Here is a 23,436-nt window from a genome sequence, read left to right as displayed (position 1 = left end):
TCATGCACTTAGATCTTGATGCTTGTCCCCGCGACGCTCCGTAATGGACGAACGGGAAGGAACGACCCTCGTGGCCGACGGCTATGACCTCGTCGTACAGATCAGCGGCACCGACGCCGACCGGGAAGAACCGGCCGTCTTCGCCCGCCGCCTGCGCGCCGAGCTACTCGACCTCGACGTCGACGCTGTCGACCCGCTCGCCGACGCCACCGTCCCCGACGGCGCCAAAGGCGTCTCCGCCCTGGCCGGCGCCCTTGGCGTCCGGCTCGGAGCGGCCGGGCTGGCGTCCACGTTCGCCAAGATCCGTAACTGGGTGTCCCGCACCGAACGAAGCGTCGAGGTGACCATCGACGGGGACACCATCAAAGTCACCGGCGTCACGGCTACGCAGCAGGAAGAACTGATCAACGTGTGGCTGTCCCGGCATGCGCCCCGCCCCTGAACTCGCTGAATCGCGCCACGCGCTCGTCGTCGCCACCGCCACCTACGCCGATACCGCATTCGCCAGGCTTCGTGCCCCGGCCCAGGATGCGACCGCTATCGCCGAGGTCCTCGCCGATCCGGCCATCGGCGGGTTCACCGTCACCGAGGTACTCGACCGCCCGGAACACGAGGTCCGCCGCAGGGTCGACGAATTCCTCGCCGGTCGTGACCGGGGCGACCTGATCCTGGTCTACCTCTCCTGCCACGGCGTTCTCGACGCCCGCGGCCGCCTGTACCTCGCTGCCACCGACACCGTCAAAGGCCGGCTCAGCTCCACCGCGATCGACTCGGCCTGGCTGCTGGACCGGCTCGACGAGTGCCGGGCCCGGCAACAGGTAGTGATCCTGGATTGCTGCTTCAGCGGCGCCTTCGCGGGCATCAAGGCCGACACCGACCTGCACCTGGAACGCCGCCTGGTCGGCGCCGGACGCGGCAGGGCGGTGCTGACCGCGTCCCGTGCCAGCGAGTACTCCTACGAGGGTGCGCCGCTGCCGGGTGGAGCAGCCCCGCACGGGTCGGTGTTCACCGCGGCGCTCGTCGACGGGCTGCGCAGTGGCGGCGCCGACCGCGACAACGACGGCCTCATCTCCGTCGAAGAGGCGTTCATCTACGCCGCCGACGAGGTCCGAGCCACCGGCAACGAGCAGACCCCGCAGCGCTGGCTGTACGGAGGCGAAGGCCAGATCATCCTGGCCTGGAACCCCCGAAGGGTCGCCGGCCGCCCAGACGTGTCAACGCCTCCGTCGATCGACCAGCCAAGCAACCCGCTGGTCGATCCAGTTGGCGCGCCCGGCTCAGCAACGGGAACGGCTGCGACCACCACCGTGCCGCGCGTAGCGACGTCTACGCCTGCCGAGAGGCAATCGTCTCCAGATCACCTGACCACGCGCCCCGGATCTGGAAAGAAGAACTTCAATCGCCTGGCCGTGCTCGTTTCGGTGGCGCTCCTGGTCCTCATCGGAACCGTCGTCTACGTCAAGGTGTTCAGACTCGTCATCACTGCCGAGGCCGAGGTTCGGAGCATCGCGATCAGCCCGGACGGCAAGATTCTGGCCGGCGCTCTCGAGAATGGCACCGCCGGCGTGTGGCATCTGAGCGATCAGAGCAAAATGGCGGGACCGACCAGCAGTTTGCACGAAGCCTGGAGCGTAGCGTTCGGCCCCGGCGGCAAATATATGGCCGTCGCCGGCCGCAGCGGGGACGGCGACAAGTATCCCGGTGAAGTGCACATCTGGAATCTGACCGATACAGGATCCGGGTTCGGCCGGGAGGCATGTAGCGTCCGCGATCAACCGGACACCATCTACAGCATCGCGTTCAGCCCGGACGGCAGGACACTGGCTACCGGCGGTGGCGACGGAACGGTACGGCTGTGGAACCTGGACACGTGCGAGCGGAACGGCAGACCGGAGCAGACCGGTGACCCCATGACAGCCCATCCCGGCCAGGTCTACGGTGTCGCGTTCAGCCCGAACGGAAAGATCCTGGCCAGCGCCAGCAGCTCCGGCTACGTCGACCACGCCAATCCTCGCAGTGACTCGGTGCAGATCTGGGATGTTGCCAGCCAGAAGCAGATCGGTGGACATCTCGCCCCGACCGTCGGCTTTGCCATCGCCTTCAGCCCGGACAGCTCGGTCCTGGCCAGCGGAGGTTCCGACGGGGTGCGGTTCTGGGACACGGCGAACGGCAAGCAACTCGGGGACTTCGTGCCCGGTCAGTTCCTGGCGATCGCTTTCAGCCCGGACGGCCGGATCCTGGCCACCGGCAGCGGCTCCGATCACGACGTACGTCTGTGGACCGCTGCCACACACCAGCAGTACGGCGACAATCTCAGCGGGCACGTCGGGATCGTCAACACCGTCGCGTTCAGTCCGGACGGAAAAACCTTGGCCAGTGGCAGCAGCGATCACACTATTCGGTTGTGGGATGTGGCGACCGACTGACAGCGCGCGCCCGGGTCGGTTTTCCAGCCCCTGAGCGATCAGGGGATCGGCACGGCGACAGCGTTGTAGGTGGTCTCCGGGGTCGACGGGGTGGTGAAGCGGGCGTTGGGCAGGTAGAAGCGCCTGCCGAACTCAGCGATCGTGGTCGGCACGTCGAAGCCCGGGTCGGTGGTCACCGAGACGAGCGAGCCCGCCGTCCCGGACCGGTTCAGCGCGATCTCGGCGATCTGGTTGAGCCGGTTCTGCACCACGTAGAGCGTGCGCCCCCGGAGCCAGAGTCCGTCGCCATTGGCGAGCAGCGTCTCGCCGACGTCGATCCGCGACGTCACACCGGCGGCCGAGACCCGGAAGAGGAATCCGGTGCTGGACTGGACGATGATGAGGCCGCGGCCGTCCGGCGTACTGCTGATGCCGTTGGCGTTGATGCCGGTCTGAAGCTGGAGGTCACCGGTGAGCGGCACCGCGACCGCCTCGGCGGGCAGCCGGCCGAACCTGCCGAACGGCAGTTTGAACAGGGTAAGGCTGCTCGAGTCGGTGAACCAGGCGGCCTCGTCGGTGACGATCACGTCGTTGATGAACGGGCCGTCCGCGGCCGGCCGCAGCTGATAGCTCTTCAGCACCCGGCCGGTACGCAGGTCGAGGACCCGGGCGTCGCCGCCCGAGCCGCCGGCCACGAAGAGCCGGCCGTCGTCGATCTTGAGGCCCAGGGACGGGGTGCCCGGGCCTTCGCTGAACGTGGCGCCCGCGCCGGTGCGCAGGTCGACGCGGTAGATGTCGCCGTCGGCACGGGAGCCGAAGTAGGCGTACGGCTTGTTCCCGATGGCGATGCCCTCGGGCTGGAAGCCCTTCGGCAGGGTGATGGCGCCGGGCAGCGGTCCGGCCGGGGTCGCCGCGGCGGGCGCGGCGGTTACGGTCACCGCCAGGGCGGTGAGAAGCAGAACGTTCGCAAGGGTACGGCGAAGCACAAAACTTCCTTTCCATTGCGTAACGGGACGCCAAGATTCTCGGCCCATGTGCGAGCGCACACAACCGGATTGACCTTGTCACCGTGACAAGGTCTTCACTGGGCGGCGGAGGTGGTCGGACATGACCTCGGCACAGAGCCGCACAGACACCACACGACTGCTCGCGGCGTTGAACGCCGGCAACTCGTCGGCCCGGCTGAGGGCCGCCCTGGCGATCGGGACGCACGCCGGGCCCGAGGCCGTCGACCTGCTCGTGACCCGCAGCGGCATCGAACCGGACTTCTTCGTCCGCGACATGCTCACCTGGGCGCTGACCCGTCTGCCACCGGAGAGCACGGTGCCCCGGCTGGTCGCCGCACTCCGTTCGGAGCGCGCGCAGGACCGCGGTCAGGCGCTGCACACCCTTTCCAAGATCGGCGACCGGAGCGCGTGGCCGGCGATCATGCCGGTGCTGCTGCGGGACCCCGACGACGAGGTGGCCCGCACCGCCTGGCGAACCGCCACCGTGCTGGTCGCCGACGAGGAGAAGGAGTCGCTCGCCGCGGAGCTGGCCCGCCAGTTCGGTCGCGGCGACCGGGAGGTTCGGCTGAGTCTCAGCCGCGCTTTCGTCGCCCTCGGTGACATGATCGAGCCGGTCCTGCAAACGGCCCTGACCGACTCCGACCCGGAGGTGCGTGCGCATGCGAACGCCACGAGACGGCTCCTGCACGACCCCGACGCGGGGTTCGACCTCTCCGTCGCCGTGGCGACCAGAATCGTCGCGCTCGGCCCGGAACAGCCCGTCTCCGGCGAGGACAGTCCTACGTGCTGATCGGTGAGGTGGCGCGCCGCTCGGGGGTGAGTGCCCGGATGCTCCGGCACTACGACGCCCTCGGGCTGGTGCGCCCGACCGGCCGTACCGTCGCCGGCTACCGCGAGTACACCCCCGACGACATCCGCCGGATCCTCTACGTGGAGGGCCTGCGCTTCGCCGGGCTGTCCCTGGGCCAGATCGCCCGCGCCCTCGAGGATCCCGGTTTCACCCCGTCCGCGCTGATCGGCGACCTGATCCGGAAGACCGAGGAGCGCCTGGCCCGCGAACATGAGCTCCTCGAACGCCTGCACACGGTCGACGCCACCGGTCCCGCCGACTGGCGGGACGTCGCCCGCGTCGTCGAGCTCCTGCGCCACCTGGGCTCGCCGAACGCCGCCCGCCGCCAGCAGGCGGCGCTGGCGTCGCCCGGGCACGCTCCGGCCTCCGCCCACCTGCTCGCCAATGCGATCCTGTCCGAATCCGATCCGAACGTCGCCGGCGCCCTGCGCTGGGCCCTGGCCCGGTCCGGCGGTGCGGGCGCCACCCGCCTGGCCGCCGGCCTGACCTCCGGCGACCCCGACGTCCGGCGGCGCGCCGTCGCGGCCCTCGCCGAACTCCCGGGTGACGACGCGACCGCGGCGCTCAACCGAGCGCTCCGGGACACCGAAGCCACGATCCGCGGGCAGGCCGCTCTCGCCCTGGGCGCCCGGGGCGTGACCGACGCGGTCCCCGAGCTGGTCAGCCTGGTCGTCACGGGCCTGAACGACGTCGAGGCCGCCGAACACCTGGGCGCGATCGCGCGGGATCCGTCCTGGGCCGAGCCGATCATGAGTGCCCTGTCCGCCGAGCTGTTCGCCCCGGCCGCGGACTCGGCCATCCGGATGCGACTCACCCAGGCTCTCGCCGAGATGCCCGGCACCCTCGCATCGTCCACCCTGCACCGGCTGACCCACGACGACGACCGTCCTCTGGCCCTGTTCGCCACGGCTCTGCTCGGGACCCTCGAGGCGTGATTTCGAGCCTGGTGATGAGTTGTCGCGCCCGCGGCCGTCATAACTGGGACGGAACACGATGAGGCGGAAGGATGACGTGATGAGCACGGACACGCGGCTGGGCGAGGTCGACGAGCCGACGTTCTCGGGGCTGGCGCAGCAGCACCGGCGGGAGCTGCACGTGCACTGCTACCGGATGCTCGGATCGTTCGAGGACGCCGAGGACACCGTGCAGGAGACGTTCCTTCGTGCCTGGCGGCGGCGGGAGACCTTCGAGGGGCGCTCGACGTTCCGGGCCTGGCTGTACCGCATCGCCACCAACGCCTGCCTGGACCTGCTCGCCAAGTGCCGCCCGGAGCCCGCGACCGGCGGCGAGGTGCGGTGGCTGCAGCCCTATCCGGACCGGCTCCTCGACGAGGTGCCCGCCGGCGACGCGGACGAGCCGGAGACCGCCGCCGTCGCGCGGGAGACGATCGAGCTGGCGTACCTGGTCGCGGTCCAGCACCTCGCGCCGCGACCGCGCGCCGTGCTGATCCTGCGGGACGTGCTCGGCTGGGCGGCGAAGGAGGTCGCGGAGCTTCTCGGGGACTCCGTCAACTCCGTGAACAGCGCGCTGCAGCGGGCCCGCGCCGGCATGCGGGAGCACCTGCCCGCGCAACGGCAGGACTGGACCGGCGGCGAGGAGGACGCCGGAACGCGCGAGCTGGTACGCCGGTTCGCCGAGGCCAGCGTGGCCACGGACATCCCGGCGCTGACGTCGATGCTGCGCGACGACGTCCGATCCTCGATGCCGCCCACCCCGGGCCTGCACGTCGGCCGCGACACGGTCGTGAACAACTGGATCGAGGAGGGCTTCGAGGGCATCACCGGCCTGCGCGCCGTCCCCACCGCCGTCAACCGGCAGCCCGCCGTCGCCTTCTACCTCTGGCGGAAGCGGGAGGGTGCGTACCTGCCGCTGACGATCGACGTCCTGCGCGTCACCGGCGGGGCGATCACCGAGATCTTCATCTTCCACGCCGACCGGTTCCCGCGGCTCGGGCTGCCGGAGCGCCTGCCGGCGGACGGCACGGAGTAGTCCGATACGGCGCGCCAAATCCTAACAAAAAGGAAAATACGGTCCTCTCTTGTATGGTGTTGGGCCATTCTGATAAACGTGGCGGTCGACTCTCCACAGGTCCCACGCCGAGGCGTGCCGCCGGCGTGCGGGCGGGCGCGGACATGACCGAGCCCCAGCCCGCGCCCACGTGGTGCGGTGACGACGTGCTACGGCACCCGATGACGGTGCTGGCCGCGGTGTCCACCGCGTACATCGCCGTCGACGCGGGCGGGCGAGTGCTGGCCTGGAATCCTGCCGCGGAGGCCACGTTCGGCTACGACTGGCGGGAAGCCTGCGGTCGACCGGTTCAAGACCTGATCATCCCGGAGCGGCTCCATGCTCGGCTGACCCTGTTCCTGGCTGGGAATGCCTCCACGGCCTTCCGGCAGTACGTGACCACACGGATGAAACATCGCGACGGCCACGAGTTCCCCGTCGAGTTGACCGCGACCGTCACCGACGATCCCCGCGGACGCATCTACCACGCCTTCCTGAACGACGTCACCGCCGCGCACCGGGCCAGCCGGTTCACCGCCGTGGAGGCAGCCGTCTCCCGCGGCCTGGCCGAGGCGGACTCCAGCGTCTCCGCCGCACAGCGGCTGGCCGACGCGGTCGGCGTCCAGATGGACTGGCCGGTCACCGAGCTGTGGGCCCCCGACGAGCGCCGGGGCGTCCTCACCTGCACCGCCCGGCACCTCGGCCCCGGCCCGCAGCTGGGCCGGTTCTCCGTCGACGAACTCGGACCCGGACGGTCACTGCCGAACCGGGTCTGCCAGAGCGGCAGCCCGCAGTGGATCCCTGACCTGGCGGCCGACACAGCCTCGGTCCGCAGCCAGATGGCGGCTGAGAGCGGTCTGCGCGTCGCCGTGGGCGTACCGATCTCCGCCGGAGGACACATTCTCGGCGCACTGTGTGTCTACGGCGATTACCCCGAAGACCCCGAGAACACCCTCATCGCCCTGCTGGGCGGTGTCGCCGCGCAGTTCGGGCAGTACCTGGAACGGCGGCGCGCCGAGGAACTCGCCGTCGAACTGGCCCGGACCAGGAACGAGTTCCTCGCGCTGATCACCCACGAACTGCGCAACCCCCTGGCCGTGATCATCAGCACCCTCTCGCTGATCGAAGACGAACTGGGAACCCTCACCGAGGCCGAACAACGCGCCTACTTCAATACCATCTCCGGCAGCGCTCAGCGAATGTCCGCAATCGCCGACGACCTCCTCGACGTCGCCCGCCTGGAATCCGGGCAGCTGAACATCGAAGCGGTCGACACCGATCTGTGCTCCATCATCAGCACCGCCGTCGACGCGATCCGGCCTCAAGCCACCCACAAGAGCCTCACCCTCCACGCCCACCTGCCCGACCACCTCCCGCTGCACGCGGACCCGCACCGGTTGCGCCAGGTCGCCGACAACCTGCTCTCCAACGCGATCAAATACACTCCAGCGGGCGGCACCATAACCACCACCGCCAGTCGCGATGCCCGGGAACAGATCACCTGGACCGTCGCCGACACCGGCATCGGCATTCCGGACGCCGACCGGCCCCACCTGTTCCGCAGCTTCTACCGCGCCTCCACCGCGCGGTCCCGGCACATTCCCGGCACCGGACTCGGCCTGGTCATCACCCGCGCCATCATCGAACGCCACAAGGGCAGCATCAGCCTCGCCGAACACAGCGGCCCCGGAACCACCTTCGTCATCTGCCTACCGGTGAACTCGCCCGCCTCGGCACGGTAGGTCCGCAACAGTTCGGAGACCAGGACGCACCCGTCCTCAAATCATCACGGCCCGGCGCCCCGCCGAAGTCGACGGTGAGCCCGCAACAGCGGGCGCCGTACTTCGAAAGGGCCTGCTCTTGCGCCAGCTTCGTCGCCTCGCCGTCACCGCCCTTATCGCCCCGATCGCCGCCGTCGGCGCCACCATGATGATCGCGAGCCCGGCCAAGGCCGCCCCGGCGCAGTCCGGCGCCGCGCAGCCCGGCTCCTGGGACCCCGGCTCCTGGCTGACCGGCTCATGGAACCCCGGCTCCGGGAAGTACGGCTCCTGGAACCCCGGCTCCTGGCTGACCGGTCCGGGCGGGCGCGCCCCGTCGTGGTCCACTCCGTCCCAGCCGACGCCTTCCCAGCCGGCCCCCTCCCGGCCGACCCCCTCCCGGCCGACCCCGTCCGCTCCGGCGGGCTCCTCCGAGCAGGCCGTGCAGACCGAGATCAACCGCCTTGTCAACGTCCAGCGCACCAGCAACGGCTGCGCCGCCCTGACCGTCAACGATCAGCTCACCGCCGCCGCCCGTGGCCACAGCGCCTGGATGGCTGAGACCGGCACGATGTCCCACACCGGCAGCGGCGGCTCGACGTTCAGCGACCGTGTCAAGGCCGCCGGTTACGCTCAGCCCTCCGCCGAGAACGTCGCCATGGGCCAGCGCTCGGCCGCCGAGGTGGTCAACGGCTGGATGAACAGCTCCGGGCACCGCAAGAACATCCTGAACTGCCAGTCCAAGGCCGTCGGTGTCGGCGTCGTCCACGCCGCCAACGGCACCCCCTACTACACCCAGGACTTCGGTTACTGAACCTGGTGAAGTGATGCCCCGGCCGCGGGAAGCGGCTGGGGCATCACGGCGTTACCGCCAGGCGCGCCGCAAGATATCCGTAAAGCGCTCCGTGACCCGATCTGATGCGTGACACTTCCTTCAGGGGTGTGGCCATGCAGATGCTGCGTCGAATACGTATCGGCGCGCGACTCAGCTACGCCTTCGGCGCGATGGCGCTGCTGTTGATCATCATGATCGGCGTTGCCGTCGCGACCACCGTCATACAGAGGCACGCGGACCAACGGGCGGTCGCGTCCTCGGCCCTGCGACGTGACGCGCTGACCGCCAAGTTTCACGCCGCCGACTCCAACGGCTGGCAGACCGGGTACGCGTTCAACACGGTCCGCGGCGTACCGAACGCCACCGACGACTCCAGCGGTCTGCGCGCGAAGTTCCTGTCCTCGGCGGCGGCCTTCCAAGAGGATCTCGTTCGGATCGGCGCACACGACCTCACCCCGGTGGAGCGGCAGCAGCTGGCCACCGCCGAGAACGCCTTCAACCGCTTCATGGACATCGACGCGCAGATCGTGTCCGGATACCGGACCGGCACGCCCGCCTCGGTCGCGGCCGCCAACGACCTGGTCATCGGTGCGGCCCTCTACTGGTTCGACCAGGCCGCCGCCGCCGTCGATCAGCTCGCCGCACAGGCGGAGGCCGATTCCGCCGCGGACACCGCCACGGCACGCACCACGAACACCAGGGGGCTGCAGCTGCTGGTCGTAGTCGGTGTCATATGCCTGATGAGCGCTGTGATGCTGGCCTGGCTGACGACCCGCCGGGTTGCGAACGCCGCTCGGAACAAGGAGATCCTGGCCGCGGTCGTCGAACAGTCCGCCGACGCCACGCTCGCGCTCGCCCTCGACGGAACCATCACGACCTGGACCAGTGGCGCCGAGCGCGTCTACGGCTACACCGCCGCCGAGGCGATCGGCCGTCCCGTGGCGATGCTGCTGCAACCCGACAGCGAAGCCCGGCACGCCCGAGTGCTCAGAGGTCTTGCCGAGGGCCACCAGTTCCAGTTCGACGAGACGCCACGGCGGCGCAAGGACGGCAGCGAGATCTTCGTGTCGACCGTCGTCTGGCCGCTGTACGACGACGACGGCAAGCTCATCGGCGGCGCCGCCACCGAGCGCGACGTAACCGCCCGCAAACAACGCGAGGCCGAACAGAAGATCGCCGACGATCGTGCGGCGCGGGCCGCCCGGCTGGAGAGCCTCGGTCAACTCGCCAGCGGCGTGGCACACGACTTCAACAACCTGCTCGGCATCATCCTGAACTGTGCCGAGTTCGTCGCCGACGACACCGGCGACGAGGCGGCGGACGACCTGACCCGGATCCGCAACGCCGCCCACCAGGCCCAGGAACTGACTAGCCAGCTTCTGCTGTTCGCGAAGCGGGAGCCGACCCAGGTCGAGACCGTCGACCTCAACACGGTCGTCACCGACGCCACCGACCTGCTGAGCCGGACCATCGGCAGCGACATCACCCTGAACTGCCACCCCGGTTCCGAGGCCCTGCCGGTACGAGCCAACCGCAGCCGACTCGACCAGATCCTGCTCAACCTCGTCATCAACGCCCGTGACGCGATGCCCGGCGGCGGAGCCGTGGAGATCGCGACCGGTACGGTCGAGATCTCCGGCGACCCGGACCAGAGCCTGCCGGCGGGGCACTACGCCCAACTGACAGTCAGTGACAACGGCACCGGCATGAACGCGGAGGTCAAGGACCGCCTCTTCGAGCCGTTCTTCACCACCAAAGCGGCCGACAAGGGCACCGGCCTCGGCCTCGCCACCGTCTACGGCATCGTCGGCGACGCCGGCGGCACCATCACCGTGGACTCCACGCTCGACGTCGGCACGACCTTCCGGATCCTGTTGCCCATGTCGTCGTCTCCCCCGCCGGAGCCGACGCCGGAACACCGCACCCGCTCGAGCCCGGACGCGGCGAACCTGTCCTGATCCTCGAGGACGATGACAAGGCGGCGACCAGGCCGGGATCTCCCCCGCACCAGACTCTCGATCACGAGCGGGACAGCGTCGCCCAGACGACCTTGCCGCCGTACGCCGGCAACGTTCCCCACCGGTGAGCCAGACTGTCCACCAGCAGTAACCCGCGCGGGTCAGCCGGGTCCGCCGAGGCCGGTGGCGGCAGCACCGGCAGGGCGTCACCACCGTCCCGGACCGCCACGATCAGATGGCGGCGGCCCAGGGACAACCGCAGATCGATCATCGTCTGGGCATGCACGGCCGCGTTGGTGACCAGCTCACCCACCACGACACTGGCCGGGCCGATCAGGTGCGGCAGCTCCCACCGCACGCATCCCTCGGTGACCAGTCCGCGGGCATGCCGGGCGGCCCCGGAGACGGGCAGCAGGGTGTCGGCGATGGTCAGCGCCCGCTGCCACGGCTCCACGTCCAGCGCCTCCCGCACCGAGGTGTGCAGGGTCAGCCGGCCGTACCCGCTGCTGAGCAGCCGCGCGAGCGCCGGATCGGGCGCGGCGAGCAGCAACGGCGTCCCCGGCCACACCGCGGCCTGGCGTGCGGCCGCCAGGAACACCGACAGCGCGGCGGGTTCGGTCACGATCGCCCCGGAAAGATCCACAACGACCGCGTCCGACTGCTCCATCAGGCATTTGAGCAGGGCGGTACGGACGGTGGGAGCTGACGCCACCGACAACTCACCCTGGACGCGAACCAGCAGACGTGTCCCCACCGGTTCGATGTCGCATCGAACAGTAGACACTCCCCCATTGTCGCTCGCGATAGCTCCCCTCACGAGTACCCGAGCCCGGTGCCGACTCGGCGAGTGGCTGGGCAACGCGCAGGCACACGCGAGACCGTGACGACCGGTCAGGCATCGTCCGGGCCGCCGGGCCGCGGGGACGGGTGTTCGCGTCCGGTGCCGGCCTTGAAGTGGAACGTCTTGTGCGTACCGTCGCAGAACGGCTTGTCGGCGGATCTGCCGCAGCGGCAGAGGGCGATGGTGCCGCGCGCCGCGTCGATCGGTTCACCCTCCGGGGTACGCAGCTCGAAGTCACCGCGCACGATCAGCGGGCCGTCCTCGTACGGCGTGATGGTCGACGTCATGGCCGCCTGGATTTCCGTTTCACGGCGAGCCAAACGGGCATCCGCCCGCCCATGAAGCTGCCGTCACCACGCGGATCCCTCTCCAGCGCCCTGATCGACACTCTCAGCGGCGGCTCCGGTGACCTGACCGCCGAACCCGGCGACGTCGAGGACTTCCAGCTGTCGCTCTTCATCTGTTACGAACTCTCCTACCGGGGCTGGGACGGTGTCGCCGACGAGTGGGAGTGGCACCCTCGGCTGCTGCGGCTGCGCAGCGACCTCGAACAACGCTTCGAGGCACACCTGGGTGATCTGACCGGCGTGCCGCAGCCGGCCGATCCGGACTCCGTGCCGGCCGGACTCGCGGCGATCGTGGCCGCCGACGACGGGCCGCGGCTCTCCGGCTACCTGCGCGCGCGGGCCACCCATGAGCAGTTCCGGGAGTTCGCCGTCCACCGCTCGATCTATCAGTTGCGTGAGGCCGACCCGCACACCTGGGCGATCCCCCGGCTGGCCGGCCGGGCCAAGGCCGCCCTGATCGAGATCCAGCTCGACGAGTACGGCGCGGGCGTCACCGGGCGGATGCACCAGGAGCTGTACAAGCAGACGATGACCTGGTTCGGCCTGGACCTGACCTACGGCGCGTACGTCGACCGGGTGCCCGCCACGACCCTCGCCGTCAACAACCTGATGTCGTTCCTCGGCCTGCACCGCGCCCGCCGCGGCGCGCTCCTGGGCCACCTGGCCGCCTACGAGATGACCTCGTCACTGCCGAACCGGGCGTACGGGACCGGCCTGCGCCGCCTCGGCGGTGACGCGGCCGCGACGGCGTTCTACGACGAGCACGTCGAGGCCGACTCGGTGCACGAGCAGATCGCGGCCAACGACCTGTGCGGGACGTTCGCCCGTACCGAACCGGATCTGGCCGGCCAGGTGCTCTGGGGTGCCCGGTGCGCGCTGGCCGTCGACAACCGCTGGGCCCAGGACGTCCTGGACGCCTGGGCGTCGGGGCGGTCGTCACTGCGCGACTGAGCCAGGCCGGGTCGCGGTCAGCAGCACCACCGCGATCCGCTCGGCCCGGGCGTAGGCGGAGCCGTCCAGCTCCTCGCCGTACACGTCCGGATCCACCTCCCGGTACATCCAGCGCAGGTCCGTCCCGGCGAGCCGCTCGGCGGCGGCCGCCCGTAGCGGATCGTGGCCGTCGACGATGCCGGTGCCGCTGAACAGCACCAGTGCTCCGCCGGGCGTGAGACGTCCCGCGGCGGCGTCGATGATCCGCAGCGACAGGTCGTTGCCGTCCGGGCCGCCACCGTCGCGGTACGTCCGCCCCGCCGGATCGATCATGAACGGTGGGTTCGCGGCGATCAGGTCGAAGCCGCCGTCGACGTCGTCGAGCAGGTCACCGCGCCGCACGCTGACGTTCCCGGTGCCGGCCAGGCCGACGTTGACCCGGGCGTACTCCAGCGCGGTGTCGTTGATGTCGACCGCCAGAACCCGCGCCCGCGGCGCTCGCTTCGCGATCGTGATCGCACCGGCCGCGGTTCCGCACCCGACATCGACCGCCCGGGCGAGCGGTTCGCGACGATTTCGCAGGTACGCGCGGACGGCATCCGCCATCCGATACGTGTCCGGTCCGAAGAAGACCGCGTCGCTCGCGTCCGTCGGGAACGCCGAATGAACGAAGAGCTCCCCGTCGTACGACGAGAATCGCACCCTGCTGCGCCACAGCGAACCGCAAGCCTCGGCCGCGTCCGCGGCCAGCATGAGGTCGAAGACCTCGCCGGGCATCGCCTCCGGCGGGAACGGCCGGCTCCACCCGAACACGTCCCGCAGGTCCCGGGCGACGGCGTTCCCCGGCCGCCGGTTGACCCGGGCCTGCGTCGCCGGGGTGACCGTCGTGAACCGGTACCCGCGGTCGATCAGCTCACGACCGAGGGCCGCCAGCGCCGCGCCGGCCCGCACGGAGCGGATCAGGGCGGTATCGGTCATGACCCGCGGATCCCCCCGAAGACGGCGATCAAACGGCTGCCGGGCGTGTCGCCGCCGCCCCGGAGCGGGATATTCCGGGTGGCACGTCGTGGTTGGCGGCGTCCGTTGCGGGTACACGGCGCGTTGTGGCTGAGATTACTGCGGAAGTGCTGATCAACCGCCTGGCCGAGTGGGGCGTGGACACGGTCTTCGGGATCCCGGGCGACGGGATCAACGGCATCATGGAGGGCCTGCGCCGCCACGCCGACAAGGTGCGATTCGTGCTCGTGCACCACGAGGAGGCGGCGGCGTTCATGGCCACCGCCCATGCGAAGGCGACCGGAAAGATCGGGGTGTGCCTGGCGACCTCCGGACCGGGCGGGATCCATCTGGCCAACGGGCTGTACGACGCGAAGCTCGACCACGTGCCGGTGCTGGCGATCACCGGCATGCAGGAGAGCGGGGTGCTGGGCACCGCGTACCAGCAGGAGGTCAACCTGGACCGGCTGTACGAGGACGTCGCCGAGTACAACCAGGTGGTCATGAACCCGGCGCAGCTGCCGACCCTGGTCGATGTCGCGATCCGCACGGCGTACGCGCGGCGCGGGGTCGCCCACCTGACGGTGCCCAACGACATCCAGGTCGCTCCGGCGGGCAAGGACCCGTACCAGACGGTCGCGCCGGTGCGGTCGCCGTCGACCGCGCCGGTCTACCTCGCCCCTGCGGTGCGGCCACGCGACGCCGACCTGCGCGCCGCGGCCGACGTGATCAACGACGGCAACCGGGTGGCGATCCTGGCCGGGATCGGGGCCCGCGGGGCGGGCGGGCTGCTCGAACAGGCCGCGGACCGGCTCGGCGCGCCGATCGTCAAGTCGCTGCTGGGCAAGATGGTCGTCCCGGACGACTCCCGGTACGTCACCGGCGGGCTCGGACTGCTCGGCACCAAGCCGAGCGAGGAGCTGATGGACGACATCGACACGCTGCTGATGGTGGGTACGAACTTCCCGTACACGAAGTTCCTGCCGCAGCCCGGCAAGGTCAAGGTCGTCCAGATCGACATCGAACCGGCCCGGGCCGGCATCCGGATCCCCACCGAAGTGCCGCTGGTCGGGGACGCCCGGGCGACGCTCGAGGCACTGCTGCCGCTGCTGGCGCAGAAGGGCCACGATCATCTGCGTACGTACCAGGACAAGACGCGTACCTGGCACGAGGCGATGCGGGCCCTCGAGTCGGGCGACCGGGACCCGATCGCCCCGCAGTACCTGGCTCAGCAGCTCGACCTGGCCGCCAGCGACGACGCGATCATGACCTGCGACTCCGGCACGATCGCGACCTGGGCGGCACGGCACTGGCACATCCGCGGCAACCGTGAGTTCTACCTGTCCGGCACCCTCGCGACGATGGCGCCGGGCCTGCCGTACGCGCTGGCCATCCAGCACGCCTACCCGGGCCGGCAGGTCATCGCCTACGTCGGGGACGGCGGGTTCGCGATGCTGATGGCCGAGTTCCACACCGCGATGCGCTACGACCTGCCGATCAAAGTGGTGATCAACAACAACAACTCGCTCGGGCAGATCCTCTGGGAGCAGATGGTGCTGGGCTACCCCGAACACGGGGTGCGGTTCGGCGCGCCCCTGCCCGACTACGCCGGCTGGGCGCGCGGCTGCGGCGGCTTCGGCGCCCAGATCGACAAGCCCGGCGACCTGTCGGCCGCGCTCGACGAAGCGCTCGCGCATCCTGGTCCCGCGCTGCTCGACGTCGCGGTCGATCCGGACGAGCCGCCGCTGCCGGGCAAGGTCTCCTACGAGCAGGCGAAGAAGTTCGCCGCCGCGTTCCTCAAGGGCCAGCCGCGCAAGGCGTCGATCGCCACCACCCTGTTCAAGGACAAGATCCAGCAGCTGAAGGGCTGAGAAGACGGCGGTCATCTCGCTGCCGGCCCCCGACGTCGCCGTCGCGCCCGCTGACAGCGGTACCGCTGAGACGTGAATCTGTCGAGCTCAGCGGCTTCCGCAGCGGGTCAGTCGTGGGAGGACGCCCAGGCGAGGGCGATCGCGGCGGCGTCCTCGGCGAGCGCGCCGGGGAGCGCGAAGTCGTTCTCCGCCGCGTAGGCCCGCCATCGCGCCCCGGCATAGCTGGCCGCGGCCGCGGTGAGCCCGGCGACGATCGCCGGCCCGGCCATCCCGGCGCCCCGCCGTCGGGCGAAGGCCGCGCCGGCGATCGCACCGAGCACGATCCGGCCGCTCAGCGGCGCCGGCTTCAACCGGTTCGGCGCCTTCCGGGACTTGTCGAAGGCCATCTCACCGAGCGCGGCCGCGCCGGCGGCGACCCGGATCCAACCGCGTTTGCGCAGCGCCAATCTCGCCAGCGGGGTCATGCTGCGGGCGCCGGCCGAGGCGCCGAGAACCGCGGATCGAAACAGAACGGTGTCGGTCATGACCCTGCGAGTGCCCCGGGATTCGACGGCCGAAACGACTGGATCAGGGCTGGAGTACGACCTTGACGCAACCGTCCTCCTTGTTGTTGAACAGTTCGTAGGCGCGCGGCGCGTCCTCCAGCGGCATCCGGTGGGTGACCAGGTCGTGCACGGCCAGCGGGTCGTCGTCGCCGGTGAGCAGCGGCAGGATGTCGTCCACCCAGCGCTTGACGTGGGCCTGGCCCATCCGCAGGGTCACACCCTTGTCGAACAGGTCCAGCATCGGGAACGGGTCGGCCTTGCCGCCGTACACGCCGATGATCGAGATCGTCCCGCCCCGGCGGACCGCGGCGAAGGCGGTGCGCAGCGCGCCCATCTGGTCCACACCGACGGTCTCGGTGGCCTTGCGGGCGAGGGGGTCGGGCAGCATCCCGGCGGCCTTCATCGCGGCCGCCTGGAACGGCGTGCCGTGCGCCTCCATGCCGACCGCGTCGACCACCCCGTCCGCGCCGCGACCTCCGGTCATCTCCATCACCGCCGCCGGTACGTCGTCGACCGCCGACGAGTCCAGCGTCTCGATCCCGTGCCGGCCCGCCATCGCCAGCCGTTCGGGCACCTCGTCGACGGCGATCACCCGCTCCGCGCCGAGGTGCCGGGCGATCCGCGCGCTCATCTGCCCGATCGGGCCCAGGCCGACGACCAGCGCCGTGTCGCCGGGTGCGATGTCGGCATATCGGGCCGCCTGCCACGAGGTGGTCAGGACGTCGGAGAGGAAGAGGTAGCGCTCGTCCGGATGCCCGTCGGGCACCTTGATCGGGCCGAACTGTGCCTGCGGCACCCGCAGGTACTCGGCCTGCGCGCCGGGCACCTGCCCGTACAGGCGGGAGAAGCCGAACAGGGCCGCGCCCTTGCCCTGGCTTCTGACCTGGGTGGTCTCGCACTGGGCGGTCAGGCCGCGGCCGCACATCCAGCAGTGGCCGCAGGAGATGTTGAACGGGATCACCACGCGGTCGCCGGGGCTGATCTGGGTGACCTCGGAGCCGACCTCCTCGACGATGCCCATCGGCTCGTGCCCGAGGATGTCGCCAGAATCGAGATACATGCCGAGGACGTTGTAAAGATGCAGGTCAGAGCCGCAGATGGCGGTCGACGTCATGCGTACGATCGCATCGGTCGGATCTTGGATCTTCGGGTCGGGAACGGTCTCGACCGAGACCCTGCCGGTCCCTTGCCAGGTGAGTGCTCGCATATCGGCCGGGTTCCCGCGAAGCCGTCCGGTAATCCCCGGTCATCGAGCCACGACCAGCGCCTGCGGCGCGGCCTGCCTCATCCGGGTACGCAGCCACTTCAACTGAACGGCCGTCTCCGTTTCGCACCTGGTGACGACCTCGAGCAGATCCCGGTCGCGGGCGCCGTTGGCGGCCTGCCCGACGATGGCCCAGCAGATGTCGCACTCGGCGGCCATCAGATACAGGTCCTGCAGGTCGCGCAGGAGTCCGAGGCCGCCGGTGCGGGTGCCCCGGAACAGTTCGGAGTGCAGCCGGTCGGGCTCGTCCGGCACCTGTTCGGAGTACCGCCGCGCGAACGGCTCGAGCCGCTCGGCGTGCCGGTCGCAGACCCGTGCCTGCTGCTCGCAGAGGTGCTCGAGGTCGGGTTCGTCGCCGTGTGCCGCGGCGACCTGCCGGAACGCGTCGGCCAGGTTGAGCTGGGCCCGGTGGAGCAGGCCGAGGTAGTGGGCGAGGTGCACGGCTTACTCCCCCGGCTCGAGTGGGGCGACGCGGACGGCGGTGACCTTGAAGATCGGCTGTTTCGACACGGGATCCCAGGCGGTGGCGGTCAGTTCGTTGGCGGCGCGCGGGGTCCGCTTACCGGGGTCGATGTCGAAGTAGCCGTAGTGGAACGGAACGAACACCACGCCGGGCCGGATCCCTCCGACGCGGGCCGGGACCCGGATGGTGCCGCGCGGCGAGGACACCTGGACCGGGTCACCGTCGGCGATGCCGAGCCGATCGGCGTCGGCCGGATTCAGCTCGACCCACGGTTCGGGCGCGGCGGCGGCGAGTTCCGGGGTACGACCGGTCTTGGTCCGGGTGTGGAAGTGGTAGACGCTGCGGCCGGTGGTCAACAGCATCGGATACTCCTCACCGGGCACCTCCGGCGAGGGCTGGTACCCGGCGGCGTGCAGGAACGCCCGCCCGGCCGGTTCCCGGGCCCGGTACTCGTCGGCGGTGAACTCCGCGCCGGTGCTCAGGTCGTGGCCGTACGTCTCGCAGTAGTCCGGGTCGGTGTTGAAGACACCGTCGGTGTAAAGCCGTTCGGTCCCGTCCGGGGCATCGTCGGTGCACGGCCACTGGATGCCGCTGCCGCCGCGCAACCGCTCGTAGGTGATGCCGGTGTAGTCGCACGGCCGCCCCGCCGAGCACCGCTTCCACGCCTCGAAGACCTCCTGCGGCCCGGTCCACTCGATCAGCGGCCCGCCGTCGCGGTCACGGAAGTCCATCCGGCGGGCGTAGTCGAGGAAGATGTCCAGGTCGGCACGGGCCGCACCGGGCGGATCCACGGCTTTCTCGGACAGGTGCACGGTCCGGTCGGCGTTGGTGAAGGTACCGAGCTTCTCCCCCCACGTGGCGCTCGGCAGGACCACGTCGGCCAGTTCCGCGGTCTCGGTCAGGAACAGGTCCTGTACGACCACGAAAAGCTCGTCACGGCCGAGGATCCGGCGGACCCGGGCGAGGTCGGGCAGCGACACCGCCGGGTTCGTCGCACTGATCCACAGCAGCTCGATCGAGCCCTGCTCCGCGTACCGCCAGATCTGCATGGCGTGCGTCGGCGGCGCCCAGTGCGGGATGGTCATCTCGTCGACGTTCCACAGCCGCGCGAGCTCGCGGATGTGCGCCGGGTTGTCCCAGTTGCGCAGGCCGGGCAGGTCCCCATCGGCGCCGGTCTCCCGGGTGTTCTGCGCGGTCGGCTGGCCGTTCATCTGGTAGAGGCCCGCGCCGCGACGGCCGATCATGCCGCGCAGCAGGTGCAGGTTGTTCACCTGGCAGGCGGCCGCGGTGGCCTGGTTGGACTGGTAGAAGCCCTGCAGCACGGTGGAGAGCAGCCGCCGGGACGTGCCGAGCAGTTCGGCGGCGCGCTCGATATCGCCGGCCGGGACGTCGCAGACGGCGGCGACCCGGTCCGGCGGGTACGCGTCGACCACGGCGGCCAGGTCGTCGAAGCCGACGGTGTGCGCGGCGACGTACCGCTCGTCGTACCAGCCCCGCCGGATGATCTCGCGCAGCAGGCCGTTCAGCAGCGCCAGGTTGGTGCCAGCGCGGACGGCGAGGTGCAGGTCGGCCTCCCGCGCGACGGGTGTCGTACGCGGGTCGACGGCGAGCATCGCCGGTGGTTCGGCACCGTGGCGCCGGTCCAGCATCCGGGTCCAGAGCACGGTCTGCGTCTCGGCCACGTTGTGCCCCCACAGGGCGATCGCGTCGCAGTGGTCCACATCGGTGTACGAGCCGGGCTGCCCGTCGGTGCCGAAGCTCGCCTTCAACGCGGCCGCGGCGGTCGCGGTGCACAGCCGGGTGTTGCCGTCCATGTGCGGGGTGCCGAGGCCCGCCTTGCCGATCACCGCGAGCGCGTAGTACTCCTCCAGGAACAGCTGCCCGGAGGTGTAGAAACCGAAGCGGCCCCAGCCGCCCGGATCGTCGAGCAGTTGCTTCGACCGCTGCACGATGCGACCCATCGCCGTGTCCCAGTCCGTCGGCACCAGGCGTCCGTGTTCGCGGACGAGTGGACGGGTCAGCCGGTCGGGGCTGTTGTTCGCCTGCCAGCCGTACAGGTCCTTGGGATCCAGGCGGCCGTGGTTGACCCGGTCGACGGCGCGTCCCCGTACCCCGGCGATCCGGCCGTCCTTGACGGCGATGTCCATGGCGTCGCCGTTCGAGTGCAGCACCGACGCGGACTGCACCCACCGGTCGACATCACGCGGCGACAACCCGTCCGCGAGCTGAACATCGACACGGTCCGGCCAGCAGCCGCCTTGGCGGTACGGCGTGCGGGCGCCCCACGGGTCCGCGACACGGTCAACCATCTCGGCCCTCCTTGCGGTACCGGCGGAGGGTGCCCGGTGGGCGCGACGGCAAACACGGCTCAGGTGTGAGACGCCGGCGGGAGGGGAATCCTGACCGCCGTGATCCGGCGATGGCGGTTCGGGGCGGCCCTGGTGGTATTTCTGGTGGCGGGCTGCGGGTCGGTGCGGGAGCGGGCCGATGCCGCCGCCGGGACGGCAACCCGCCTGCTGACCGCGGTCGCCGGCCGGGACGGGTCGGCGGCGTGCGCGTTGCTGGCCCCGGACACCGTGGCCGACGTGGCGGAGGCGGCGGGCACGTCCTGCGCGGAGGCGATCCTGGATGAGGACCTGCCCGGCCCGGGCGCGGTGACCTCGGCCGTGGTGTACGGCCAGTGGGCTCAGGTACGGGTCAGCGGCGACACGATGTTCCTGGCCGTCTTCGGCGGCGGCTGGCGGGTGGTCGCCGCCGGCTGTGTCCCGCGGGGCGCCGACCGGCCGTACGACTGCTCGATCTCAGGGGGTTGAGCCGTGCGGGGTCTGTTCGTGCTGCTCCTGGTCTTCATCGCCGCCGGATTGGCGTACGTCATCGCGTTGGGGGTGCTGCACCGGTGAGCCGGTTCCTGCGGAACAACTCGCTGAGCCTGGTGTTCGGGGCGCTGTTCGTGGCGGTCCTGATCGGGCAGGCGTTCGTCGGGCAGGCGGACTTCAATCAGCAGCAGCTCGCCGAGGGGCTGCCGCCGGTGTCGCTGGCCCGGTTCGTCACCTCCGCCAGTTTCGGCGTCGACGTCGCGGAGAACTGGCAGTCGGAGTACCTGCAGTTCTTCCTCTACATCACGCTGACGGTCTGGCTGCTGCAGAGGGGCTCCCCGGAGTCGAAGTCCCTGGATCAGCCCGGCCGGGAATCGGAGAAGGACCAGAAGATCGGCCCGTGGGCGGACCAGGACTCGCCGAAGTGGGCGCGGACCCCTGGCGTGCGGCTGTTTCTGCTGTCGAACTCGCTCGGACTGGTGATGGGCACGATCTTCCTGCTGTCGTGGCTGGCGCAGTCGGTCGCGGGGGTGGTCGCGTTCAACGAGGGACAGCTGAGCGACCGGGAGGATCCGGTCTCCTGGTCGCGCTACCTGGTGGAGCCGGAGTTCTGGAACCGCACCCTGCAGAACTGGCAGTCCGAGCTGCTGGCCGTCGCGTCGATGGCGATCCTCGCCGTCTATCTGCGGCAGCGGGGCTCGTCGCAGTCGAAGCCGGTGGGCAGCGCGCACGCGGCCACCGGCGTCGACGGCTGATCGGCCCCGCTGCCGCGTTCAGCGGGCCAGCGCGTGTTCGAGCTGGGCTTTGGTCATCGTCGACCGGCCGGTGATGTGGCGCTTCTTGGCCTCGTTGTAGAGCTGTTCCTTGGTCGGGCCCTGCGCGCCGGTGTGCGAGCGTTTCCCGCCGCGGTGACCGGACGACACGTCCTGCAGCGAGCTACGGCTCGCGGTCTTGGACTCGCCCGCCCGGGCACGTTCCTTGTTGACGGTACGGGCGGCGATCTCCTTCGCCCGCTTGGGCGGCTCGCCGCGCTTCTCGGCGCTGTCCTTGATGTGCTCGTACTGGCGTTCCCTCTTCGGGCTGGATCCCGCGGGCATCGTTGCCTCCTCGAATGAATCGGTATCAGAGAATGGGTCGTCCGCCGGTGACCGGGATGACCGACCCGGAGATGTAGCTCGCCTCGTCCGAAGCCAGCAGCACGAACACGGGAGCGACCTCGCGGGGCTCACCCGGACGACCGAGCGGGGTGTTCTTGCCGAACTCGGCGACCTGCTCGGGCGGCATGGTCGAGGGGATCAGCGGCGTCCAGATCGGGCCGGGCGCCACCGCGTTCACCCGGATGCCCCGGTCGCCGAGCAGCTGGGCCAGGCCGGCGGTGAAGTTCGCGATCGCGCCCTTGGTGGTCGCGTACGGCAGCAGCGTCGGCTTCGGCTGGTCGTAGTTGACCGAGCTGGTGTTGATGATCGACGCCCCCGCGCCCAGATGCGGCAGGGCGGCCTGGACCAGCCGGAACATCGCGGTGATGTTGACGTCGAACGTGCCGACCCACTCCTCGTCCGGGATCTCCTCGACCGAGTGGTAGGTCATCTGGTGCGCGGCGTTGTTGACCAGCACGTCCAGCCCACCGAGCGCCTGCACGGTCTGCTCGACGACCTGGCGGCACCGCTCGCGGCGGGCCAGGTCGCCGGGCAGCAGGACCGCGCGCCGGCCGGCCTTCAGGACCAGCTCCGCGGTCGCCTTGGCGTCGTCGTCCTCGTTCAGATAGGAGATCGCGACGTCCGCGCCCTCGCGCGCGAACGCGATCGCGACGGCCCGGCCGATCCCGCTGTCACCCCCGGTGATCAGCACCCGCTTACCGTTGAGGCGCCCTGAACCCCGGTAGCTCTCCTCGCCGTGGTCCGGCTTGCGACGCATCGCGGTGGTGGTGCCGGGCGGCCGCTGCTGTGGTTCGTTGTCGACCATCTTCAAGCTCCTGAGCACGGATTGACGTCCGGACACTGTCTCGGGTTCCCCACCACACGAGGCTGAAACAGGGCGCGCTCGCCACCGCCAGGGCCTCCTCGACGGTCTCCCCGCCCGGGCCTTTCCCGACCGCAACCCCGATCTCGTGCCGCACCACATGCACGACCCGAACCAGGACCGGCTGACGCTACGCCGGATCACCTACTTCCGGGTCAAGAGGCAGAAGCTCGGGCCCGCGTACGAGAGATTCCTGACCGACCCTGACGCTGACGGCGTAACGCCTGCGGGAACGGCCCGGGGTTGCGAGGCTCGAGGTTTGTGGAACTACCCGCAGGGCACTGACAGAGGTTGGCCTGGAGTTCGACTTTCGGTGGAAGGGGCTGGCATGCGCGAGACCGGCCAGCTTGAACCGTTCGAGAATCTCGACGTTCTCGCGGATCGGTACGCCCGGGCCCGGGCACACGCCGACGCCCCGGCCCGCTCACGACTACGCGACGAGTTCGTCCAGGAGGCCCTGCCCTTCGCCGGCCGCCTCGCCCGCCGCTACCGCGGCCGCGGCGAACCCACCGACGACCTCGAACA

Annotated in this window: 22 protein-coding genes and 1 pseudogene; 13 read left to right on the top strand and 10 right to left on the bottom strand. The window is 70.3% G+C overall.

Annotation, left to right across the window (positions count from 1 at the left end; genetic code table 11):
* The first annotated feature begins 70 nt into the window (after positions 1–70).
* The gene (locus tag CHC09_RS47000; protein ID WP_179277545.1) at positions 71–442 is read left to right on the top strand and encodes a hypothetical protein; all 372 of its coding nucleotides are present in this window, start codon (positions 71–73) and stop codon (positions 440–442) included.
* Complete coding sequence (locus CHC09_RS43485) at positions 426–2,426, top strand: caspase, EACC1-associated type (protein WP_089299130.1); 2,001 nt, start codon at positions 426–428, stop codon at positions 2,424–2,426. Before CHC09_RS47000 ends, CHC09_RS43485 begins: the two co-directional genes overlap by 17 nt.
* A gap of 38 nt (positions 2,427–2,464) precedes the next feature.
* Here CHC09_RS43485 and CHC09_RS43480 read toward each other — a convergent pair whose 3' ends face one another.
* A complete protein-coding gene (locus tag CHC09_RS43480; RefSeq protein ID WP_089299129.1) occupies positions 2,465–3,391 on the bottom strand; it encodes an SMP-30/gluconolactonase/LRE family protein in 927 nt (308 codons plus the stop codon).
* Positions 3,392–3,512: 121 nt separating this feature from the next.
* Between CHC09_RS43480 and CHC09_RS43475 the strand changes: the two genes are divergently transcribed.
* The 6 genes from CHC09_RS43475 (at position 3,513) to CHC09_RS43445 (ending at position 10,819) form a co-directional block, all read left to right on the top strand.
* Complete coding sequence (locus CHC09_RS43475) at positions 3,513–4,202, top strand: HEAT repeat domain-containing protein (RefSeq protein WP_089299128.1); 690 nt, start codon at positions 3,513–3,515, stop codon at positions 4,200–4,202.
* Positions 4,196–5,197, top strand: a complete 1,002-nt coding sequence (locus CHC09_RS43470; protein WP_089299127.1) for a MerR family transcriptional regulator — start codon at positions 4,196–4,198, stop codon at positions 5,195–5,197. Before CHC09_RS43475 ends, CHC09_RS43470 begins: the two co-directional genes overlap by 7 nt.
* A 79-nt stretch (positions 5,198–5,276) precedes the next feature.
* Complete coding sequence (locus CHC09_RS43465) at positions 5,277–6,251, top strand: RNA polymerase subunit sigma-70 (protein ID WP_089299126.1); 975 nt, start codon at positions 5,277–5,279, stop codon at positions 6,249–6,251.
* A 143-nt stretch (positions 6,252–6,394) separates the two neighbouring features.
* Complete coding sequence (locus CHC09_RS43460) at positions 6,395–8,011, top strand: sensor histidine kinase (protein ID WP_179277544.1); 1,617 nt, start codon at positions 6,395–6,397, stop codon at positions 8,009–8,011.
* A 118-nt stretch (positions 8,012–8,129) separates the two neighbouring features.
* Positions 8,130–8,840, top strand: coding sequence for a CAP domain-containing protein (locus CHC09_RS43450; RefSeq protein ID WP_239138914.1), 711 nt, complete (start codon positions 8,130–8,132; stop codon positions 8,838–8,840).
* 134 nt (positions 8,841–8,974) lie between these two features.
* A complete protein-coding gene (locus CHC09_RS43445; RefSeq protein ID WP_179277543.1) occupies positions 8,975–10,819 on the top strand; it encodes a two-component system sensor histidine kinase NtrB in 1,845 nt (614 codons plus the stop codon).
* Between the two features lie 61 nt (positions 10,820–10,880).
* Here CHC09_RS43445 and CHC09_RS43440 read toward each other — a convergent pair whose 3' ends face one another.
* Both CHC09_RS43440 and CHC09_RS43435 read right to left on the bottom strand, forming a co-directional pair.
* Positions 10,881–11,603, bottom strand: a complete 723-nt coding sequence (locus CHC09_RS43440; protein WP_143232925.1) for an STAS domain-containing protein — start codon at positions 11,601–11,603, stop codon at positions 10,881–10,883.
* Positions 11,604–11,710: 107 nt separating this feature from the next.
* Entirely contained in the window at positions 11,711–11,947 is a 237-nt protein-coding gene (locus tag CHC09_RS43435) for a CDGSH iron-sulfur domain-containing protein (protein ID WP_089299123.1), read from the bottom strand.
* Between the two features lie 51 nt (positions 11,948–11,998).
* Here CHC09_RS43435 and CHC09_RS43430 point away from each other — a divergent pair, with 51 nt between their 5' ends.
* Entirely contained in the window at positions 11,999–12,958 is a 960-nt protein-coding gene (locus CHC09_RS43430) for an iron-containing redox enzyme family protein (RefSeq protein ID WP_089299122.1), read from the top strand.
* Here the strand turns inward: CHC09_RS43430 and CHC09_RS43425 are convergent.
* A complete protein-coding gene (locus tag CHC09_RS43425) occupies positions 12,944–13,915 on the bottom strand; it encodes a methyltransferase (protein WP_089299121.1) in 972 nt (323 codons plus the stop codon). The two genes, CHC09_RS43430 and CHC09_RS43425, sit on opposite strands and share 15 nt — an antisense overlap.
* Positions 13,916–14,040: 125 nt before the next feature.
* Between CHC09_RS43425 and CHC09_RS43420 the strand changes: the two genes are divergently transcribed.
* The gene (locus CHC09_RS43420) at positions 14,041–15,804 is read left to right on the top strand and encodes a thiamine pyrophosphate-dependent enzyme (RefSeq protein ID WP_089299120.1); all 1,764 of its coding nucleotides are present in this window, start codon (positions 14,041–14,043) and stop codon (positions 15,802–15,804) included.
* 107 nt (positions 15,805–15,911) lie between these two features.
* On the opposite strand, the gene CHC09_RS43415 is transcribed toward CHC09_RS43420, so the two are convergent.
* Genes CHC09_RS43415 through CHC09_RS43400 form a run of 4 tightly spaced genes read right to left on the bottom strand, consistent with a single transcriptional unit; the run spans position 15,912 to position 20,385 of the window.
* A complete protein-coding gene (locus tag CHC09_RS43415) occupies positions 15,912–16,328 on the bottom strand; it encodes a hypothetical protein (protein WP_089299119.1) in 417 nt (138 codons plus the stop codon).
* 43 nt (positions 16,329–16,371) lie between these two features.
* Complete coding sequence (locus CHC09_RS43410) at positions 16,372–17,556, bottom strand: zinc-dependent alcohol dehydrogenase (RefSeq protein ID WP_089299118.1); 1,185 nt, start codon at positions 17,554–17,556, stop codon at positions 16,372–16,374.
* Between the two features lie 39 nt (positions 17,557–17,595).
* On the bottom strand, positions 17,596–18,054 hold the full coding sequence (locus CHC09_RS43405) for a hypothetical protein (RefSeq protein ID WP_089299117.1): 459 nt from the start codon (positions 18,052–18,054) through the stop codon (positions 17,596–17,598).
* 3 nt (positions 18,055–18,057) lie between these two features.
* Positions 18,058–20,385: a molybdopterin oxidoreductase family protein gene (locus tag CHC09_RS43400; protein WP_089299116.1), complete on the bottom strand. Its 2,328-nt coding sequence runs from the start codon at positions 20,383–20,385 to the stop codon at positions 18,058–18,060.
* Between the two features lie 99 nt (positions 20,386–20,484).
* Between CHC09_RS43400 and CHC09_RS43395 the strand changes: the two genes are divergently transcribed.
* A complete protein-coding gene (locus CHC09_RS43395) occupies positions 20,485–20,889 on the top strand; it encodes a hypothetical protein (RefSeq protein WP_239138915.1) in 405 nt (134 codons plus the stop codon).
* A gap of 83 nt (positions 20,890–20,972) precedes the next feature.
* On the top strand, positions 20,973–21,647 hold the full coding sequence (locus CHC09_RS43390; protein WP_089299115.1) for a DUF6766 family protein: 675 nt from the start codon (positions 20,973–20,975) through the stop codon (positions 21,645–21,647).
* 18 nt (positions 21,648–21,665) lie between these two features.
* Here the strand turns inward: CHC09_RS43390 and CHC09_RS43385 are convergent, their stop codons facing one another.
* Complete coding sequence (locus CHC09_RS43385; RefSeq protein WP_089299114.1) at positions 21,666–21,989, bottom strand: plasmid stabilization protein; 324 nt, start codon at positions 21,987–21,989, stop codon at positions 21,666–21,668.
* 25 nt (positions 21,990–22,014) lie between these two features.
* Entirely contained in the window at positions 22,015–22,854 is an 840-nt protein-coding gene (locus CHC09_RS43380; RefSeq protein ID WP_089299113.1) for an SDR family oxidoreductase, read from the bottom strand.
* Positions 22,855–23,239: 385 nt separating this feature from the next.
* Here CHC09_RS43380 and CHC09_RS48235 point away from each other — a divergent pair.
* A pseudogene (locus CHC09_RS48235) lies at positions 23,240–23,436 on the top strand (RNA polymerase subunit sigma); the annotation flags it as partial.

The organism is Actinoplanes regularis, from assembly GCF_900188005.1.
GTDB classification, from domain to species: domain Bacteria; phylum Actinomycetota; class Actinomycetes; order Mycobacteriales; family Micromonosporaceae; genus Actinoplanes; species Actinoplanes regularis.
The sequence above is the reverse complement of the archived record's forward strand: the minus strand, read 5'-3'. Positions and strand labels throughout refer to the sequence as shown.

Coding starts and splice junctions, on each gene's coding strand:
- CHC09_RS43475 (WP_089299128.1), top strand. CDS start 3,513: ATGACCTCGGCACAGAGCCGCACAGACACCACACGACTGCTCGCGGCG.
- CHC09_RS43465 (WP_089299126.1), top strand. CDS start 5,277: ATGAGCACGGACACGCGGCTGGGCGAGGTCGACGAGCCGACGTTCTCG.
- CHC09_RS43380 (WP_089299113.1), bottom strand. CDS start 22,854: ATGGTCGACAACGAACCACAGCAGCGGCCGCCCGGCACCACCACCGCG.
- CHC09_RS43385 (WP_089299114.1), bottom strand. CDS start 21,989: ATGCCCGCGGGATCCAGCCCGAAGAGGGAACGCCAGTACGAGCACATC.
- CHC09_RS43400 (WP_089299116.1), bottom strand. CDS start 20,385: ATGGTTGACCGTGTCGCGGACCCGTGGGGCGCCCGCACGCCGTACCGC.
- CHC09_RS43435 (WP_089299123.1), bottom strand. CDS start 11,947: ATGACGTCGACCATCACGCCGTACGAGGACGGCCCGCTGATCGTGCGC.
- CHC09_RS43410 (WP_089299118.1), bottom strand. CDS start 17,556: ATGCGAGCACTCACCTGGCAAGGGACCGGCAGGGTCTCGGTCGAGACC.
- CHC09_RS43415 (WP_089299119.1), bottom strand. CDS start 16,328: ATGACCGACACCGTTCTGTTTCGATCCGCGGTTCTCGGCGCCTCGGCC.
- CHC09_RS43430 (WP_089299122.1), top strand. CDS start 11,999: ATGAAGCTGCCGTCACCACGCGGATCCCTCTCCAGCGCCCTGATCGAC.
- CHC09_RS43445 (WP_179277543.1), top strand. CDS start 8,975: ATGCAGATGCTGCGTCGAATACGTATCGGCGCGCGACTCAGCTACGCC.
- CHC09_RS43425 (WP_089299121.1), bottom strand. CDS start 13,915: ATGACCGATACCGCCCTGATCCGCTCCGTGCGGGCCGGCGCGGCGCTG.
- CHC09_RS43485 (WP_089299130.1), top strand. CDS start 426: ATGCGCCCCGCCCCTGAACTCGCTGAATCGCGCCACGCGCTCGTCGTC.
- CHC09_RS43460 (WP_179277544.1), top strand. CDS start 6,395: ATGACCGAGCCCCAGCCCGCGCCCACGTGGTGCGGTGACGACGTGCTA.